We start from the raw sequence: 17,167 nt of genomic DNA, 5'->3' as shown, positions 1-17,167 counted from the left end.
TGTTTGCCCGGCCCCGGACAGGCTTCGCCGCCTTTCCGGGGCCGCGGCTTCACCCTGACAGCTCGCCTCATTGCGGGGCGGCGCAAAATGGATAGGGTCCGGCGCGAAAGCATGAGGGCGCCGATGAGCACGCAGATGACAGGAAATGAATCGGCCGGCTGGCGGGGGAAACTCGCCGGGGCGGCGCTGGCATTGGCGCTGCTGTCGCTCGTCTGGTTTGGCGTCGCTGCGCTCGGCACGCGGCTGGGTTTCTGGGGCTGGCGCTTCGGGCTGGAGACGCTGACGCTGGAGGCGGGCGGGCGGCTGCTGATGTTTGCCGTGGGCGTTTCGGCGCTGGCGATGGTCGTGGCCCTGATCCAGGCGCCGCGCAAGCGGGCCTTCATGATGGCGATGGGCGCGCTGCTGGTTTCAGGCCTCGCGATGGGGCGGCTGATGGCGCATGAGGGCCAAACCGAACGCCTGCCGCCGCTGCATGATGTGCAGACCGACTGGGGCGACCCGATTGCGCCGAGCGACGCGCTGGTGACACAGCGCGAGGCCGTGGGCGCGGAAAACCCGATCCTCGACGATCCGCGTGTGGCGGCAGACGCTGAAGCGCGCTGGCCGGGACTGGCCGGGCGCCGCGTGGCCGAAGTGCAGGAAGAGGCCGAGTTCGTGCCCGGCGAGCAGAAATCGCCCAAGGCAACGCCCTATCCGCGGCTGGCCCCGCTGGTCGCGCCGGGCGACATGGCGACAGGCTATGCCGCCGCGCTGGCCGCTGTGCAGGATAAGGGCTGGACGATTGTGCTGGAAGAGCCCGAGGAGGGCCGCATCGAAGCGACCGCGACGAGCTTCTGGTTCGGCTTCAAGGATGACATCATGATCCGTGTACGCCCCGATGAGGCCGGCGTGCGCATCGACATCCGCGCGACGAGCCGCGAAGGGCTGACGGATCTGGGCGAGAACGCCAAGCGTGTCCGCGACCTGCTGGACGAACTGGAAGTCCGCCTCAACAAGGCCGCGGCGGGCTGATCATTCCTCCGCGAAGGGATCGCGCCAGGTCTGCATCGTGTCTTCGGTGATGAGGCTGCGATTGGGCTCTGCGCCCCAGCACATCTGCGAGCAGGAACCGGCGTGGAACTTGCCGGTGTCGTCCTTCGAGACGGCGACGGCGTTGAGCTGTTCGAAGCTGAAGGTGACGCCGCAGGCGGCCGAGTTCGACGCGGAGCGGACCATCACATATTTCGGCAAGTCGCCTTTGAGGCTGCGGGTCACCTTGAAGAGGTGGATCAGCTCATATTGCTGCGGGATGCCGAATTCGGCGCCGGCGGGCAGGTCGGCCGGGGTCAGCTTGCGGACCGAGAGCAGCTCGCCGACGAACGCGCCGGCGGTGTATTCGCTTTCGAGCAGTGAGGGCTGGCGGTCACAGGGCAGGCAGCTGCAGGCAAGCGCAGCCGGCGCCGAGACGGCAGCGAGCGTGGCGAGGGCGGCGAGGGGCTTCAGCATGACTTGTTTCATGTTTGTATTCCTTCAAGCGAACTACTTTTTTGCAGCTTGCCGTTCTTCATACGTTCTCTGATTTGCCGCCAAAACCTTGTCAACATATTCGGTTTGGACTGTTTGCTCCGTCACTAGCGATCTGAATTGTTCTTCATACCAGCATTTTTGAGGGCATTCACTCACATAGTACCATGCAGTTCCCCAGTTGCCAGTCTGGTACAGTTCCGTTCCGATGATCGCATTCAACCCGTTATATGAAACCATTGCCGGGCAATTTCCATGGTCAGCTTCGACGATGGTGTGAACGTATTGGGGCAGGTCTCCTTTGATTGGGCGCGTAACTTTGAAAACTGAGACTAACACCTCGGAGATGGGCGATTCAAAAAAAGATACTTCATTGCGGAGAACGGTCTGGCGTTGCGTGGAGACGAGTTCTCCGACAAAAATTGCGCTCTTTTCGTCGTTCATGACGTCATAATGCTCGCAGGGCGGACATGAGCATGCGAAAGCAACCTGAGCCGATATTGCGGCAAGCGCGGCAAGTGCGGCGAGAGGCTTAAGCATCAAAGGTCTCCTTTGGGCGCAAGCTGCCAGAACGCGCTGAACTTGGCCAGAGTTTCAGATTGATGCTGAGTGCTGGCCTATCGAACGGCCCATCCTGAGCGCCCTTCGGCTGGCTCAGGATGAGAGTCTAAGCGCGAGCCAGGGCGGGCGCTGCGCTGTGTGGCGCATCCTTCGACTTCGCTCAGGATGAGCGTTGGTGTGTAGGGCGCGGTCAGCGCTTCAGGTTCAGCTCTTCCATCGTGCGGATGGCCTTGGCGGCGGAGACGCGGACGAGGTGGCGGCCTTTTTCGTCGCGCCAGTCGGCCTCGACGAAGCCGGAGGTCTTGCCGCGCGAGATGAGGCGGCCCTCGATTCGGATGAGGCCGTTGGGCACCGGGCGGAAGATGCGGGTCTGCAGCTCCGTGGTGGTGAACCACTCGCCCTCCTCCAGCGCGCTGGCCATCGTCATCGAAACGATGTGATCGGAAAGCCCGGCCACCCAGCCGCCGAACACGCGGTCCGGGCCAATGTCGCGGCTGCCGTCATTGGGCCACTCATAATAGACATGGCCGTAGGAGACTTCCTTCAGCCAGTCCTGCGGGCGGATGCCGAGATTGGCGATGCCGGGGGGAAGTTCCCATTCGCCAGACCGCAGGCGCTGGAAGAAGCCCTGTTGCTGGGCGGACATTTCGGTGCGTTGGGTCATGCGAGCCTTGCTCCATTCGGAACGGGCTTGTCGGGAGAGAAGAGGACGATGGCGCCGTCAGTGTCGGCAAAGCCAAGGGTGAGCACCTCGGACATGAACTTGCCGATCTGGCGGGGCGGGAAATTCACGACGGCGGCCACCTGACGGCCGATGAGGCCGTCAGGGCGGTAATGTGCCGTGATCTGGGCGGAGCTTTTCTTCGTGCCGACGCCGGGGCCAAAATCGATGACCAGGCGGAGGGCAGGCTTGCGCGCGCCTTCGAGCGGGGCGGCCTCAAGGACCGTCCCCACACGGATGTCTACCTTCAGGAAGTCATCAAAGGTGATTTCAGGCGCCGGAGCCACGTCCGGTGAGGCTGTCAGGTGCATCAGCTGACCGTTGCGCCGCCATCGACGACCAGCATCTGGCCGGTCATGTAGGCGCCCGCTTTCGAAGCGAGGTAGACGGCGGCGCCGGCAATCTCGTCCGGTTCGCCGATCCGCTTCAGCGGGGTGCCGGTGAGGGAGCGTTTGAGCGTGTCCGGATTGTCCCAGAGGGCCTTGGCGAAATCGGTCTTGATCAGGCCGGGCGCGATGCAGTTGACGCGGATATTGTCGACGCCGAATTCGACCGCGAGATTGCGGGCGAGCTGGAAGTCTGCCGCCTTGGAGATGTTGTAGGCGCCGATGACGGGCGAGCCGCGCAGGCCGCCGATGGACGAAACGATGATCACCGCGCCGTCCTTGCGCTCGCGCATCTGGGGCGCACACATCTGGATCAGCCAGTTGTTGGAGATGATGTTGTTCTGCAGGATCTTGGCGAACTGGTCGTCCTCGATGCCGGACATCGGGCCGTAATAGGGGTTGGACGCCGCATTGCAGACGACGATGTCGATCTTGCCGAAGCTCTTGTTGGTCTCGTCCACCATCGCCTGAAGCTCTTCCTTCGAGGAGATGTTGGCGGGGATGGCGATGGCGGTGCCGTCGCCATGCTTCTTGTTGATTTCGGCGGCGACTTCCTCGCACGGGCCGGGCTTGCGCGAGGAGATGACGACGCGGGCGCCCTGATCGGCCATGGCTTCGGCGATGGCCCGGCCAATGCCGCGCGACGAGCCGGTGATGATGGCGGTTTTGCCGGAAAGATCGAACAGGCTCATGACGGGCGCTCCTCTTTGGATCATGGTCGGGTTTCTTTGTCTGGCGGCACGCTAGGGCCTGCCTGTCAGAATCGCTAGGGGTTCCGTAAGGGGAATGCCGCCTCACCGGGGCCTTTTCACGGGTTTTCGCGGCAGGAAATGCCCCGGCCAGCCCGGCCAGCCCGGCGCCGCAAAGGCGCAGGCGGCCAAAACGCGGGCCCGGCACCAACGCTGGACGGCGCGCGGAACGATCCGCTCCATCCGTGTGCAGAGCCGGGCGTGGTTCATGCGGGACGGGCGGGCGAACCGGCGCATGGCCTCATGGAGGCGAGCGTCTGGCGCCGCAATCGCTGGCGGCTTGAAAGCCGGGCAGGCGAGGCGCATGATTGCTGCCCTGTGAGGGAGGGTTTCATGCATTTTGCCATTCGGTCTGCTTCTGCGGGGCTGCTTTGCTGCGCCGCCATCCTGCCCGGTTGCACGGCGACGGGGGAGCCGCCGCCGGAGGTTGCGCCAATTTTAGCGCCAATTTCAGCGCCTGCCGGATATGACGCTGCGCTGGCCGAGCGTCTGGGGGCGGACGATCTGGGGATGCGCGCCTATGTGCTGGCCATCCTGATGACAGGGCCGCAGGACGCCGCCCTGACTGACAAGGACGCGCGGGCGGAAATCTTCCGTGGGCACTTTGCCAATATGGAGCGGCTGGCGGCGGAGGGGAAACTCGTGCTGGCCGGGCCGATGGGCGGCGAGGACGGGCGGCGCGGGCTGTTCATTCTCAACACGCCCGACATCGAGACGGCGCAGCAATGGGTCGCCACCGATCCCAGCGTGGAGGCGGGCGTCTTCACCGTGGCTTACAGCAAGTATTACGGCTCAGCCGCGCTGATGCTCATCAATGACGTGCATCCGACGATCCAGAAGAAGGGCATTGGGGAATAGAGCCGCCTTCGCGGGCTGTCAGGCAAGGCCCCAGGTCTGCATGAGAATGTCGGCCAGCATCTCGGTGCGGCGGCGGACGACATCGGAGGTCCAGGCGTCCTGCTCCATCAGGTCGCGCGTCAGGGCAAACTCCTGCCCGCCGCCACCGTTGAAGTAGATTTCCTTCTTGGCGCGGTAGTCCAGCCGGTCGGCCTTCTGGTTCACCTTGTTCGTGAGCAGAACGAAATTGCCGATCGTGTCGCACTGTTCGCGGCGCTTCACCGGGTCGGGCCAGGTGATCATCCAGTGGCTGTCCTCGGGCGGGTTGCGCGGCAGGACGTGCTCGACCGTTGCGTCCGATTCCGGCGGAATGGTGCGCCCGCCGGCGATGGCCGCGCACAGGCGCAGAGCAATCGCGCGGCGCTGGCCATAGGTGCCGAAACGTGTGGTGAGCCGGTCGCGCAGCTTGCGCGCTTCATCCCGGCTGACCGAGAGCGGGCCGGACTTGGCAAACAGCACGCGGTCGTTGCGCACGGCCTCGGTGATACGGGCGAGCTTCTTGTTGCGTGCTTCCCGCTCCTGCACCATCACCTGCGAGATGTAGGAGACGCGTTCGAGACCGGCGAAGAATTCGGGCGCTTTGGGATCGGTCAGCCCGCGCTCGACGATGAACTGGATGGCCGGGGCACGCCAGGTCTTGTGTTCCAGTGCGCGCAGCTGGTTGATGCTGTTGAGCACGCTTTGCGGCGCGCCCATGCCCAGCGTGTCCTGCCCGGTTTCGGCAATGCGGAACGCGGCGACATAATTGGGCAGCATCTCGTCAAGGAATTTGCGCGGGTCGATCTTGTTGAGCACCGCTTTCTGGAAACCGGCATAGAGATCGCCCTTGGGCGAGCGGTCATGGATCACGCGGATCTGGCGCAAGAGGTCGTCGAAGGCGCCGCCGCCCAGCAGGGCTTCATGCTCGGCCCAGCGCTCGGCATAGGCGTTTGCCTCTGCGGTGGTGAACTTGGCGCGCTGGAACAGCTCGGTCTTGATGATGTCATGGGCGCCGGGCTCCTTGCCGCGTGTGTTCAGCACGCGGAACACCTTGAAGCCCTGGTCCTTGTTGTCGACCACGACGCGCACCAGCGCGCAGCCGCCGGTGACAACATCGGCCAGCGCGCGGCGGCGCTCGGCCGGCATGTCGCGCAGCTCGCGATAGAAAGCGGCGGCGTTGGCGATGATCTTCTGCTGGCTTTCGCTTTCGCCGGGCTCGTTGTCGAGTTTCAGCGTGGCGCCGGGCGTCTGGATCGAGTCGCGGAAGAAGGCGCCGACATCATAGTTGAGGGCAATGCGCCAGTTGGCGCCTTCGCCGAGCAGCGGGCGGTCTTCATCCGCGATCAGCTTGTGCAGCGCCCTGGAGCGGGCTTCGTCCGTTTCCAGGTCGCGCAGGACGCAGAGCAGGATGGTGAGCGTAGTGAGGCGCTGCTGGCCGTCGACGATCTCAAGCTCGCCGGGCTCATCGCCATTCACGAAGACCAGCGCGCCGATGAAGTGGGCAATGGCGGCGTCCATGGCGTCGATCAGGTCGCCCAGCAGGTCGAGCGCTTCGCGGTCGCCCCAGGAATAGCTGCGCTGGTAATGGGGCATGCGCAGGCGTTCGCCCGGCGCAAACACTTCGCTCAGTGAACTTTCCTGCGCGCGCACGCCAAGTTGCATATGGCTACCCCTCTACTCGCCCCCTCCCTAGCCCTTGCCAAAGCGGTCCACAACGCGAGATGAACACCGCGCAATCTTCTTTGGGAACATGTGTGACAGGAGAGTAACGTATGCGGCTTGTGAGATTTGAGGCTGAAGGGCAGGTCCGGTTCGGCCATCTCGAGGGCGATACAGTCGTGCCTGTTGCGGGCAACAGCTTCGTTGAGGCGCTGCAGGGGCATGAACGGGGCGCGCCGCTGGCCCTCAGCGTGGTCACGCTGCTGGCGCCGGTGCCCGCGCCCCGAAAAATTCTGGGGATAGGTGTCAACTACGCCGCCCATGCCGCAGAGAGCGTCAGCTTCATCAACACGGCCAAACCGGAAGTGCAGAAATGGTTCAACAAGCAGGCCACGGCCGTGAACCACCCCTTCGCACCCGTGCACCTGCCGAAGGTGTCCAGCCAGCTCGATTATGAGGGTGAACTGGTGATCGTGATCGGCAAGCATGGCCGGCATGTGCCCCGCGCGCGGGCCTGGGAGATCGTCGCAGGCTTTTGTATCGGTTGCGATTATTCGGTGCGCGACTGGCAGAAGGCCAGCCAGACGATGATCATGGGAAAGGGCTTTGACACGCACGCGCCGTTTGGCCCGGCGCTGGTCACGCCCGACGAGATCGAGGACTTGCCAAACCTGGAAGTACGCAGCTTCGTGAACGGCGAGCAGCGCCAGTCCGGGCGTGTGCGCGACATGATTCACGACATTCCGGCGCAGATAGAACATCTGACGGCGGCCTTTACGCTGGAGCCCGGAGATGTGATCTTCACCGGAACGCCGGCGGGGGTCGGGGCGGGCTTCGATCCGCCGAAATGGCTGAAGGCAGGTGACCGTGTACGCATCGAGATCGACGGACTGGGCCACATCGAGAACGAGATCGTTCCCGAGCCTGACACGATGCGAATCGGTTGAAAATCCTGTCTGTTTTCAGGGAGCGCCCGTCTCTTCCGAGGGAACGACGGGGCCCCGCCTTGTGGGCAGGGCCCCAGTCTCCCCCGAGATCGCCCCCGCTCCGGCCAGCACTGGCCGCGGACCGGTTGCGCTCAATACAGGGTGTGTCTCCTGGTTAACCTTTGGAAACGAACGTGTCCACGCGCGATCTGTAGCCAGAACATCAGGCAAAGGGCGAATGTGGCTGAATTGCAACGGTTTGCGCCCGGCTTGTAAGGAGACGCAAATCAATACAATTCCCAGCATTTCGTTAACTAATTTCGCCGTATTGTTAAGATTGATGGGCTGTTTGCGGGTGCTGACCGGATGACTTTTTTCTTGCTCCTCCTCTATCTCGCCGCGGGCGCGGGGGCCGGCTATGGCCTCTACACGTTCACGACGGTGGGCCTGCCCCTGTCGATCGCGGGCGGAGCGGTGCTGTCGGCCGTGCTCACCCAGATCCATGTCATGGTCCGTTCGTCGATGATGGCGAAACGCGTCGAGCAGCGCATTGAAGGCGTGGAGCGTGAGGTCACCGAGACCGGCCGCCGCATGAACGTCATGGATGCCCGCACCGAGGCGCTTGAGGAAACCGTGAAGATCGAGCTGACCGAGCGCCGCGACGCGCTGGTCAACGAGATGCGCCAGCTCGAAGGGCTGATCGACAAGCTGAACCGCAGCTTCGAGACGCGCCTGACCGACAGCTCGGCGCTGGCCCGCGTGCAGCCGACCGAAGACGCCGCCCTGCGCGATGTGCGCGACGCGCTGAAAGATGGCCGGGTGGACCTGCACCTGCAGCCGATCGTGTCGTTGCCCAATCGCCGCGTCACCTTCTATGAAGGCTTCACCCGCCTGCGCCGCCCCGATGGCAGCCACATTACGCCCGCAGACTTCCTGGACGCGGCCCGCCGCGCCAACCTGATGGGCATCATCGACAATTTCATGCTGTTCCGCTGCGTGCAGATCGTCCGGCGCCTGGCCGAGCGGGATCGCCGCGTCGGCGTGTTCTGCAACATCTCGTCGATTTCGCTGGAAGACCCGACCTTCTTCCCGATGTTCCTCGAATTCATGATGGAAAACCGCGACCTCTCCGGTTCGGTGATCTTCGAGATCCGGGCCGACCGGTTCGAGCAGCGCTCGCCTGCGATGCGCGCCAATATGGACAAGCTGACCGCGCTCGGTTTCCGCTTCTCCATCGACCATGTGACCGGCCTCGACCTCGACCTGCCGCGCCTGCAGGCAGCGGGCGTGCGCTTCGTGAAGGTCAATGGCAGCCAACTGGTCGACCAGCTGCGCGATCCCAATGGCCCGCGCCCGCTGACGGCGCTGAACCGCAAGCTGGCGTCGAATGAAGTTGGCGCGGCGTTCTCGCGTTACGGCATCATGCTGATCGCGGAGAAGATGGAAGACGAGGCCAGCGTCGTCGAGATTCTCGAGTTCGAGATTCCCTTCGGCCAGGGCCATGTGTTCAGCGCGCCGCGCCCGATCAAGTCCTCCCTGATGGAAGACACCGCGCCCCCGCGCGAGCTGATCGAGCGGCTGTCGAACTATCACTGATCGTCTTTGACCCTTACGGGCTGAGATCTGGCGGGCCTTCGGGCCCGTCTTGATTCTGCCGGAATTTGCAGGCTCCCTGATCCTTGCACTGACAAGGAGGGACGGTCATGCGTGGATCTGCCGGATTGCTGGGGCTTGGATTGGTGGTCGCGCTGGCGGCGTTGCCCGCTGCGTTCGCCGAAGCGCCGATCGCGCCGGAGGAGGACGGTTTCGTCCGCCTCTCGGCAAGCCTGCCACATGCGCCCAGCGAAGGCCTGCCGCCTGAAGTGCTGGACCCGATCGTAGAGGGCAAGCCGCTGCTGCTGGACCTGATGATCAATGCGCCGCTGACGCCCTCACTGCGCCAGCCGGACGGCACCTACGCGCTGGTGGAAAGCTGCGACTATGGCGTGGTGGAGGCGAGCGCGGTGTCTGTGCCGACTGGCTCCTATCACATGCTGATCAATGCCGAGCTGGGCAGCCCGGCCAGCCATCCGGCAAGCCTTTTGTCCTGCGAGTATGACGCCAGCCTGATGACGGAGGATTCGCCCGGTGCCCGCTGGCGCCTGAGGGGGTGTTTCCTGCCGCAATCTGTATCCATTCCCACCGCGACGCTGTGGCAGCTGAACCCGCTGCCGGCCTCCGCCTGCGGCATCGGTGATTGACCCGGCCCGGCGTCCGGCCTAGCTCGCTGGACCATGAAAGCACCATCCTTCCCGACCGGCCTCTCCGAGCTTGCCGGCCAGTATGACACCATCCTCTGCGACGTCTGGGGCGTCATCCATAATGGCCGCGCGGCCTTCACCGAGGCGTGCGACGCGCTGGTGAAGTTCCGGGCAGGTGGCGGGCGGGTGTGCCTGATCACCAATGCGCCGGTGCCCGAGGCGCAGGTGATCCGCTATTTCGAACCGCTGGGCGTGCCGCGCGCGTCGTTCGATGCGTGCGTTTCCTCAGGCGATGCGACCCGGTTCGAGCTGGCCCGTCACCGCGACATGACCGTCTGGCGCCTTGGCGGCAATGAGGGCTGGGAGCATGACCGGTTCCTGTATGAAGGCCTCGGCCTGAAATTCGAGGACAGCGAGAAGGCAGACCTTCTGCTGTGTATCGGCCTGCGGGACATGGAGAACGACCAGCCCGAACAATACCGCGAGGAGCTGCGCGGCGCGGTCCAGCGCGGCCTGCCAATGCTGTGCGCCAATCCGGACAAGCAGGTGCGCGTGGGCGGCCAGCTCTACTGGTGCGCCGGGGCGCTGGCGGATGTGTATGAGGATCTGGGCGGCAAGGTGATCTATCCCGGCAAGCCCTATTCGCCGATCTATCACCTGGCGCTGGAGCGCGTGGCCCAGATGGGCGCGCCGCCGAAGAATGTGCTCTGCATTGGCGACAGCCCGGCGACCGATGTGCGCGGCGCCCGCACCCACGGTTTCCACAGCCTTTATGTCGGCACCGGCCTCAAGCAGCATGGCGCAAATTTCCAGGCGGAAGTGACCGATCTGCTTGCAGATTACGGTGAAGAGGCAACTTACGCGATGACAGGGCTCAGATGGTAGGCAGCCGGCCCGCCCCAGCCCGCCTGACAGGCGAGCGGGGGTGACGGATTGCGCGGCCCCGTGTAACGGAATTCAGACAGGAATCAGGGAGAAACCCGGCTGCATGACCCAGTTTGACGGTTACAAGTATGAAGACCTCCAGATCGGCCAGTCGCACGAGACCGTGCACACGATCACGGAGAACGACATCCAGCGCTTCGCCGAGGTTTCCGGCGACTATAATCCGCTGCACATGTCGGACGAGTTCGCGGCCAAGACCATCTTCGGCAAGCGGATCGCCCATGGCGCGCTGACGGCGAGCTATATCTCCGGCATCCTCGGCAACAACCTGCCGGGCCCCGGCGCGATCTTTGTGGGCCTGTCGATGCGCTTCAAGCGCCCGGTCCATATCGGCGACACGGTGACCGTGCGCGCCGAGGTGGCCGAGAAGCAGGACCGCGGCAACCGCGTGACGCTGAAGGTCGAGTGTATTGTCGAGGGCAAGCGCGTCATCACCGGGGAAGCTGACGTCGTGGCGCCCAGCCGGGAGAAGTAATGGCCGTTTATGCGGAATATCGCGGGCTTCCCGCCGCGGCGCGGGGCGCATCGGTTGCGCTCGGCAATTTTGACGGTCTTCATGCCGGCCACCGCGCCGTGATGGAGGCCGCCCGCAATGCCGGGCATGGAAAGTTCTCGGTGGCGACCTTCGAGCCGCCGCCGCGCGCCTATTTCCGCCCTGGCGACCCGCCATTCCGCATCCTGCGGCCCGAACGCCGTAATTCCATGATCCTCGCCGCCGGCGCCGATGATGTGTTCGAGTTGCCGTTCAATGGCGAAATGGCCGCCATGACGGATGAAGGCTTCGTCCGTCATGTGCTGGTCGACGGGCTCGGCGTTTCGCATGTCTCGGTCGGCTTCGACTACCGCTTTGGCCGTGGCCGCATGGGCCATGCCCAGCGCCTCGCCAGCCTTGGCCGAGCGCTCGGCTTCGGTGTTACCATCGTCGAGGAAATCGCCGCGCAGGGCGTCAAGGCCTCGTCCACCGCGATCCGCCAGGCGCTGGTCGCCGGTGAACCGGGCCTGGCCGCAGACATGCTGGGCCAGCCCTGGGTGGCAGATGGCATTGTCGAGCCGGGCGAAAAGAACGGCCGGAAGTTTGGTTTCCCGACCGCGAACATGGCGCTGGGCGACCTGATCCATCCCAAATACGGCGTTTATGCCGTGCGCCTGCGGATTGAAGGCGAAGACAACTGGCGTGACGGGGTGGCCAATTTCGGCCGCACGCCGACCACCGGCCTGCGCGATCCGCTGCTGGAAACCTTCATCTTCGACTTTGACCGCGAGATTTACGGCCAGCGTGTCGAGGTGCAGCTGATCACCTATCTGCGCCCGGAGCTGAAATTCCCGTCGCTGGACGCGATGATCGAGCAGATGCACCGCGACACCGCCCAGGCAAAGGACATCCTGGCTGCGCGGCGCTGAGGCCCGGTTTCTGCTCGCTTCGGCGGCGCCACAAGCAACCCCCGGATGCACCATAAAATTTCCGTAATTCGCATCGACGCTTGGGGCTTCACACGGGCTGCAAATAGGCGCAGCGATCGTGTTGAACGGGACGCTTCAAGGAGGACATCATGCGCCGGATACTTGCTTCACTTGCTCTTTCCATGGCGGTTGCCGCGCCGGCTCTGGCGCAGGGCGACTTTACCGCAGACACCTCGCTGGCCCGTTCGGACCGGCTCGTCCGCTCGGTCTTCCTGGAAGACCTGAAGGCCGTGGTCGTGAACCTCGGCGACACCATCTCCTCAATCGGCGAAAACGGCGATGTCTCGGTCGAGGCGACGAGCGCCGATGATGGCCTGATCTATCATGTGATCGGCACGGTCTGTGAAAACGAGATCCGCCCCGGCTGCCTCGGCGTCCAGATCGAGATCCGCTATGATGGCGACGAGATGGTCTCGTATGAGAAGCTGAACACGGCCAACCTCAACTGGTCGGCCACCTCGGTCAGCGCCTCGGGCACCATCGGCACCACGGATTCGACCCTGATCATCAGCCGCTACGTTATCCTCGATGGCGGCATGAACATGCAGAACATCACCGATAACCTGACCAATGCGAAGGCGATTGCCCGCTCGGTTGCCGATTACATCTGGGAAGTCGGCGACTATGATCCCGCAAACTATGACGACGAGGAATGGTAAGCGCCGCCGGGCAGGGGTGACAGGCCCCGCCCGTTCATGCTAACCGCCCGGACCATGAAACAGGCACGGGCCCGCAAAATCATACGAATTAGCGGCCCGGCCGCCGTCTGAACCCTTGTTTCAGCGGTGGCCGGGTAAAGTTCGTTTGCCCCAATGATTTCAACCGGTGCCTTCGCTGCCCCCATCTGATCGACCAGACATCATGACCGAGTCCACGACCGAGCGCGATTATCGCGACACCCTGTTCCTGCCGAAAACCGAGTTTCCCATGCGCGCGGGCCTGCCCAAGGCCGAGCCGGAATGGATCAAGCGCTGGGACGGCCTGAGCCTCTATGAGAAGCTGCGCGCGGACGCCAAGGGCCGCCAGCCCTTCATCCTGCATGACGGCCCGCCCTATGCGAACGGCCACATCCACCTCGGCACGGCGCTGAACAAGATCATCAAGGACATCATCGTCCGCTCCCACCAGATGCAGGGCTTTGACGCCTCCTACCTTCCGGGCTGGGACTGTCACGGCCTGCCGATCGAATGGAAGGTGGAAGAGGAATTCCGCTCCAAGAACCGCCCGAAGGACAGCGTGCCCCCGGCTGAATTCCGCGCCGCCTGCCGCGCCTATGCGGAGCATTGGGTGGGTGTTCAGAAGGCGGAGTTCCGCGCCCTCGGCATCGAAGGCGAATGGAACGACCCCTACCTGACCATGGCCTTCGAGAGCGAAGCGATGATCGTTTCGGAATTCCTCGACATGGCGATGAAAGGCGGCCTCGTGCGCGGCGCCAAGCCGATCATGTGGAGCCCCGTCGAGCGCACCGCGCTCGCCGAAGCCGAAGTGGAATATCACGACCGCAAAGTGCCGGTGATCTGGGTGAAGTTTCCGGTCGATTTTCCTGCCGCATACACACGCGGGCCAGGTGGGCCTGATGTCGTTGCCGAACTCGTTGAAAAGTACGCCAACGCTTCGGTTGTCATCTGGACAACCACGCCCTGGACGATTCCTGCCAACCAGGCTGTCAGCTTCAATCCGGAAGTCTCTTACGGACTCTATGAAGTCACCGATGTAGCCACTGAGGAAGAACTCGGATTTGCGCCTTATGTGAAGGCGGGAGACAAACTCATCTTCGCCGACAAACTCGCAGAAGATGCGCTGCTCGCCGCCAAGGCAAAGGCGTGGTCACGCGTAGATGACATCAATCCCGCAGACCTTCCCGCGATCCGGCACCCGCTTTCTGGGTTCGACAAATTCTTCCGTCACTCCATCCCGCTGCTCGCCGGCTCCCACGTCACCGATGATGCCGGCACCGGCTTCGTCCACACCGCGCCCGCGCATGGTGAGGACGACTTCGATGTGTGGGTAAACTCCGGCCACACGACGCAAGCGATCCGCCAGATCGTTGATCCCGATGGGAAGTATACGGATGAAGTGCCGGCCCCGCTCGCGGGTCTTGAAATCATTGTCACGTCCGGCAAGAAGCGCGGCGAGGCGGGCAAGGCGAACAACGAAGTGATCCGCCTGCTGGCCGAGTCTGGCAATCTCCTCGCGCGCGGCGTCACCATGATCCGCGATGCCCACTCCTGGCGCTCGAAAGCCCCGGTCATCCGCCGCGCGACGCCGCAATGGTTCATCGCGATGGACAAGCCCGTGCATGGCGGCAAGACGCTGCGTGAGCTGGCCCTCAAAGGCATTGCCGATACCGAATTCTTCCCGCCCACAGGCCGCAACCGCCTGCAGGCGATGGTCGAAGGCCGCCCGGACTGGCTGATCTCGCGCCAGCGCAACTGGGGCGTGCCGATCACCCTGTTCGTCAACGCCAAGGGCGAGCCGCACACCGCCGCGCTCAGCAAGGAACAGGCCGACAAGCTTAACGCCAACATCAAGGCTGCCATCGAGAAAAACGGCGTAGACGGATGGTTCGCCACGCCCGACGCCGACTTCTTCGAAGGCACCGGCGTCTCGCCTGAAGGCTGGGAGAAGGTCACCGACGTTCTCGACGTGTGGTTCGACAGCGGAACGACGCACGCCTTCGCCCTGCGCAAGCGCGGCATCATCGACAACGCCACCGGCCAGGCCGACGTTTACATGGAAGGCTCCGACCAGCATCGCGGCTGGTTCCAGTCCTCTCTGCTGGAAAGCTGCGCCACGCGCGGCATGGCGCCTTACAAGAAGGTCGTCACCCACGGCTTCATCGTGGACGCCGAAGGCAAGAAGATGTCCAAGTCGATCGGCAACACGATCGAGCCTCAGCAGGTGCAGAAGGATTACGGCATCGAGATCCTCCGTATCTGGACGGCCTCTGCCGACTATATGGACGACCTGCGCATCTCCGACGAGATCATCAAGGGCACGGTGGAAACCTACCGCAAGCTGCGCAATACGCTGCGCTACCTGCTCGGCGCGCTCGATGGTTTCTCTGCGGAGGAAGCCGTCAGCGCCGCGACCATGCCCGGCCTGGAGCGTTTCATGCTCCACCGCCTGGCCGAACTCGACGGCCAGATCCGCGCGGCCTATTCCAGCTTCGACTTCAAGCGCGTGATGACGCTGCTCATCAACTTCGTGAACGTCGAGCTGTCGGCCGTCTATTTCGATGTCCGCAAGGACTCCCTCTACTGCGACCCGTCCTTTGCCACCGCCAAGGGTTGGGACGCGGCCACTGCCGCCTCGGGCGACCGCCGCCGCGCAGTGCGCACGGTCATGGCCGCGATCCTCGAGCGGATGCTCGCCTGGCTCGCCCCGGTCATGCCGTTCACCACCGATGAGGCCTTCGGCGAAAGCCACCTCAAAGGCAGCGCCCCGTCGGTCCACCTGCTGCAATTCCCGGCCACGCCCGAAGGCTGGCTGGACGCGGGCCTCGGCAAGCGCTGGGAACAGATCTTCGCCGTCCGCCGCGTCGTCACCGGCGCGCTGGAAGTCGAGCGCCGCGAGAAGCGTATCGGTGCCTCGCTGGAGGCGTCCCCGCGCGTCCTCATCGCCGACAAGGCGCTGATCGAGGCATTCGAAGGCGAAAGCGCTGCCGATATCTTCATCACGTCGGATGCAGAGCTGGTTTCGGCCACCGAAGGCCCGGCAGGCGCCTTCACGCTGGCCGATGCGCCGGGCATCTGGGTCGTTCCGGAGAAGGCGGCCGGCGTCAAATGCCGCCGCAGCTGGAAGTATTTCGACCCCGCCACCGCCGACCCGGCCTTCCCGGACATCACCCCGCGCGACGCGCTGGCCGTAAAAGCCTGGGACAAGGTGGAATAGGGGCGGGAAGCGCCTCATTTGAGCTCATCCTGAGCGAAGTCGAAGGATCGAGCGGGCGCGCAACGCCCGGCTCGTGGTTCGACTTCGCTCACCATGAGCCTCAATCCGGCGAGTTCAGCCCGATCACCCCTGCACAGAAGTGCTTGATCCCTCCGCCAGCCTCTGCAATCTCACCCCCATGAAACTATCGCCGCAGACAGTCTGGCCCTTCGCGGTGATTCCGCTCGTTGTCCTGTTCGATCAGGTGACGAAATGGATGGTCCTGGCCGAGCCACGCCTGAACGCGCTGCAATGCCTTGGCGATGGCCGGCTGTGCGGCAAGATCGTGGTGCCCGGCCCGGTAGACCTGTCGATGGTGTGGAACCGGGGCATGTCCTATGGCCTGTTCCAGTCTGAGGGCATCATGCGCTGGGTACTGGCGGGCATCATGGCGGCGATCGCCATTGGCTTCTTCGCCTGGTTGCTCAAAGCTGAGGGCCGCTGGCTGAAACTGTCGCTCACCCTTGTCGTCGGCGGCGCCATCGGAAACCTGATCGACCGTGTGCGCTTCGGCGCGGTGGTCGATTTCGTCGATGTGAACGAGCTGACCGCCGGTTATTTCCCCTGGGTCTTCAACGTGGCCGATGCGGCGATCACCATCGGCGCGATTCTCCTGTTTGTAGACCAGTTCTTACTTTCGCGCCCGAAACGGGCTAACAGCCTTGAACAAGGTTAACTCTCCCCTCTAAGCGGAACCCGTACAGTCCCATGAAAAAGACCCTACCGCTCATCGCTGCCGGCCTCGCTCTCGGGGTGACGGCTGCCTGTTCTTCCAACGGTAACGCAGGCGGCGCCACGCCCGACGAGTTCCGCGTTGTCACCAAGCCGCCATTGGCCATCCCGCCGAATTACAGCCTGCGTCCGCCGGCCCCCGGCACCAGCATTCCGGCTGAAGTCGAAATAGCCACCAGCGGCACCACGGCCGCGTTTGGCGCCGGTCTCGGCCAGCAGGCCAGCGCTTCGGAGCGCGCCCTGGTCGCCTCGGCCCATGCCAATGCCGTCAACCCCGCCGTGCGTGCGCAGGTCGATTATGAAGAGACCAAGGCGATCCGCAAATCGCCCTCGATCGCTGACCGCATCCTGTTCTGGCGCAAGAACAATCCGGAAGACGCCGCCTCGGCAGCGTCCGACAATGCAACCGGGAATCAGACTGTGGTGATCGAACAGGCCGGCGGCGGCAGCCGTATCAAGCTTCCCGGCACCTGAT

General features: G+C 64.0%; 18 protein-coding genes. 12 read left to right on the top strand and 6 right to left on the bottom strand.

Annotation, left to right across the window (positions count from 1 at the left end; translation table 11 throughout):
* Positions 1-123: 123 nt before the first annotated feature.
* Positions 124-1,011, top strand: coding sequence for a DUF1499 domain-containing protein (locus K1X12_RS16210; RefSeq protein WP_220988641.1), 888 nt, complete (start codon positions 124-126; stop codon positions 1,009-1,011).
* Here the strand turns inward: K1X12_RS16210 and K1X12_RS16205 are convergent, their stop codons facing one another.
* From K1X12_RS16205 to K1X12_RS16185, 5 genes are all read right to left on the bottom strand, one after another.
* Positions 1,012-1,497 carry a hypothetical protein gene (locus tag K1X12_RS16205; protein WP_220988640.1) on the bottom strand — a complete coding sequence of 162 codons (486 nt, stop codon included), beginning with the start codon at positions 1,495-1,497 and terminating at the stop codon, positions 1,012-1,014. It abuts the gene before it with no gap.
* Between the two features lie 21 nt (positions 1,498-1,518).
* Entirely contained in the window at positions 1,519-2,043 is a 525-nt protein-coding gene (locus K1X12_RS16200) for a hypothetical protein (protein WP_220988639.1), read from the bottom strand.
* A 211-nt stretch (positions 2,044-2,254) separates the two neighbouring features.
* Positions 2,255-2,728: a PaaI family thioesterase gene (locus K1X12_RS16195; RefSeq protein WP_220988638.1), complete on the bottom strand. Its 474-nt coding sequence runs from the start codon at positions 2,726-2,728 to the stop codon at positions 2,255-2,257.
* Positions 2,725-3,096 carry a tRNA-binding protein gene (locus K1X12_RS16190; protein WP_220988637.1) on the bottom strand — a complete coding sequence of 124 codons (372 nt, stop codon included), beginning with the start codon at positions 3,094-3,096 and terminating at the stop codon, positions 2,725-2,727. The genes K1X12_RS16195 and K1X12_RS16190 overlap by 4 nt, the downstream gene beginning before the upstream one ends.
* Positions 3,096-3,863 (bottom strand): SDR family oxidoreductase, encoded by a 768-nt coding sequence (locus K1X12_RS16185; protein WP_220988636.1) that lies wholly within the window; start codon positions 3,861-3,863, stop codon positions 3,096-3,098. The genes K1X12_RS16190 and K1X12_RS16185 overlap by 1 nt, the downstream gene beginning before the upstream one ends.
* Before the next feature lie 390 nt (positions 3,864-4,253).
* Between K1X12_RS16185 and K1X12_RS16180 the strand changes: the two genes are divergently transcribed.
* Positions 4,254-4,778 carry a YciI family protein gene (locus tag K1X12_RS16180; RefSeq protein WP_220988635.1) on the top strand — a complete coding sequence of 175 codons (525 nt, stop codon included), beginning with the start codon at positions 4,254-4,256 and terminating at the stop codon, positions 4,776-4,778.
* Between the two features lie 18 nt (positions 4,779-4,796).
* Here the strand turns inward: K1X12_RS16180 and K1X12_RS16175 are convergent, their stop codons facing one another.
* Positions 4,797-6,458, bottom strand: coding sequence for a DUF262 domain-containing protein (locus K1X12_RS16175; RefSeq protein ID WP_220988634.1), 1,662 nt, complete (start codon positions 6,456-6,458; stop codon positions 4,797-4,799).
* 110 nt (positions 6,459-6,568) lie between these two features.
* Between K1X12_RS16175 and K1X12_RS16170 the strand changes: the two genes are divergently transcribed.
* The 10 genes from K1X12_RS16170 to K1X12_RS16125 all read left to right on the top strand — a co-directional run bounded on the left by K1X12_RS16170 (position 6,569) and on the right by K1X12_RS16125 (position 17,166).
* Entirely contained in the window at positions 6,569-7,402 is an 834-nt protein-coding gene (locus K1X12_RS16170) for a fumarylacetoacetate hydrolase family protein (protein WP_220988633.1), read from the top strand.
* Between the two features lie 345 nt (positions 7,403-7,747).
* On the top strand, positions 7,748-8,977 hold the full coding sequence (locus K1X12_RS16165; protein ID WP_220988632.1) for an EAL domain-containing protein: 1,230 nt from the start codon (positions 7,748-7,750) through the stop codon (positions 8,975-8,977).
* Between the two features lie 107 nt (positions 8,978-9,084).
* Complete coding sequence (locus tag K1X12_RS16160) at positions 9,085-9,621, top strand: hypothetical protein (RefSeq protein WP_220988631.1); 537 nt, start codon at positions 9,085-9,087, stop codon at positions 9,619-9,621.
* A gap of 33 nt (positions 9,622-9,654) precedes the next feature.
* Positions 9,655-10,506: a TIGR01459 family HAD-type hydrolase gene (locus tag K1X12_RS16155; RefSeq protein ID WP_220988630.1), complete on the top strand. Its 852-nt coding sequence runs from the start codon at positions 9,655-9,657 to the stop codon at positions 10,504-10,506.
* Between the two features lie 103 nt (positions 10,507-10,609).
* Positions 10,610-11,041 (top strand): MaoC family dehydratase, encoded by a 432-nt coding sequence (locus tag K1X12_RS16150; protein ID WP_220988629.1) that lies wholly within the window; start codon positions 10,610-10,612, stop codon positions 11,039-11,041.
* The gene (ribF, locus tag K1X12_RS16145; protein ID WP_220988628.1) at positions 11,041-11,967 is read left to right on the top strand and encodes a riboflavin biosynthesis protein RibF; all 927 of its coding nucleotides are present in this window, start codon (positions 11,041-11,043) and stop codon (positions 11,965-11,967) included. Before K1X12_RS16150 ends, ribF begins: the two co-directional genes overlap by 1 nt.
* 149 nt (positions 11,968-12,116) lie before the next feature.
* Entirely contained in the window at positions 12,117-12,686 is a 570-nt protein-coding gene (locus K1X12_RS16140; RefSeq protein ID WP_225908010.1) for a type III secretion system chaperone family protein, read from the top strand.
* A gap of 202 nt (positions 12,687-12,888) precedes the next feature.
* Positions 12,889-15,921: an isoleucine--tRNA ligase gene (ileS, locus tag K1X12_RS16135; RefSeq protein ID WP_220988627.1), complete on the top strand. Its 3,033-nt coding sequence runs from the start codon at positions 12,889-12,891 to the stop codon at positions 15,919-15,921.
* A gap of 178 nt (positions 15,922-16,099) precedes the next feature.
* The gene (gene lspA, locus K1X12_RS16130; RefSeq protein WP_220988626.1) at positions 16,100-16,636 is read left to right on the top strand and encodes a signal peptidase II; all 537 of its coding nucleotides are present in this window, start codon (positions 16,100-16,102) and stop codon (positions 16,634-16,636) included.
* 32 nt (positions 16,637-16,668) lie between these two features.
* Entirely contained in the window at positions 16,669-17,166 is a 498-nt protein-coding gene (locus K1X12_RS16125) for a DUF3035 domain-containing protein (protein WP_220988625.1), read from the top strand.
* The last annotated feature ends 1 nt before the right edge of the window (position 17,167 follow it).

It is taken from the genome of Hyphomonas sediminis (assembly GCF_019679475.1).
In the GTDB taxonomy this organism is placed as follows: domain Bacteria; phylum Pseudomonadota; class Alphaproteobacteria; order Caulobacterales; family Hyphomonadaceae; genus Hyphomonas; species Hyphomonas sediminis.
Note: the sequence above shows the minus strand (reverse complement) of the source record. Positions and strands in the feature narration are given on the sequence as shown.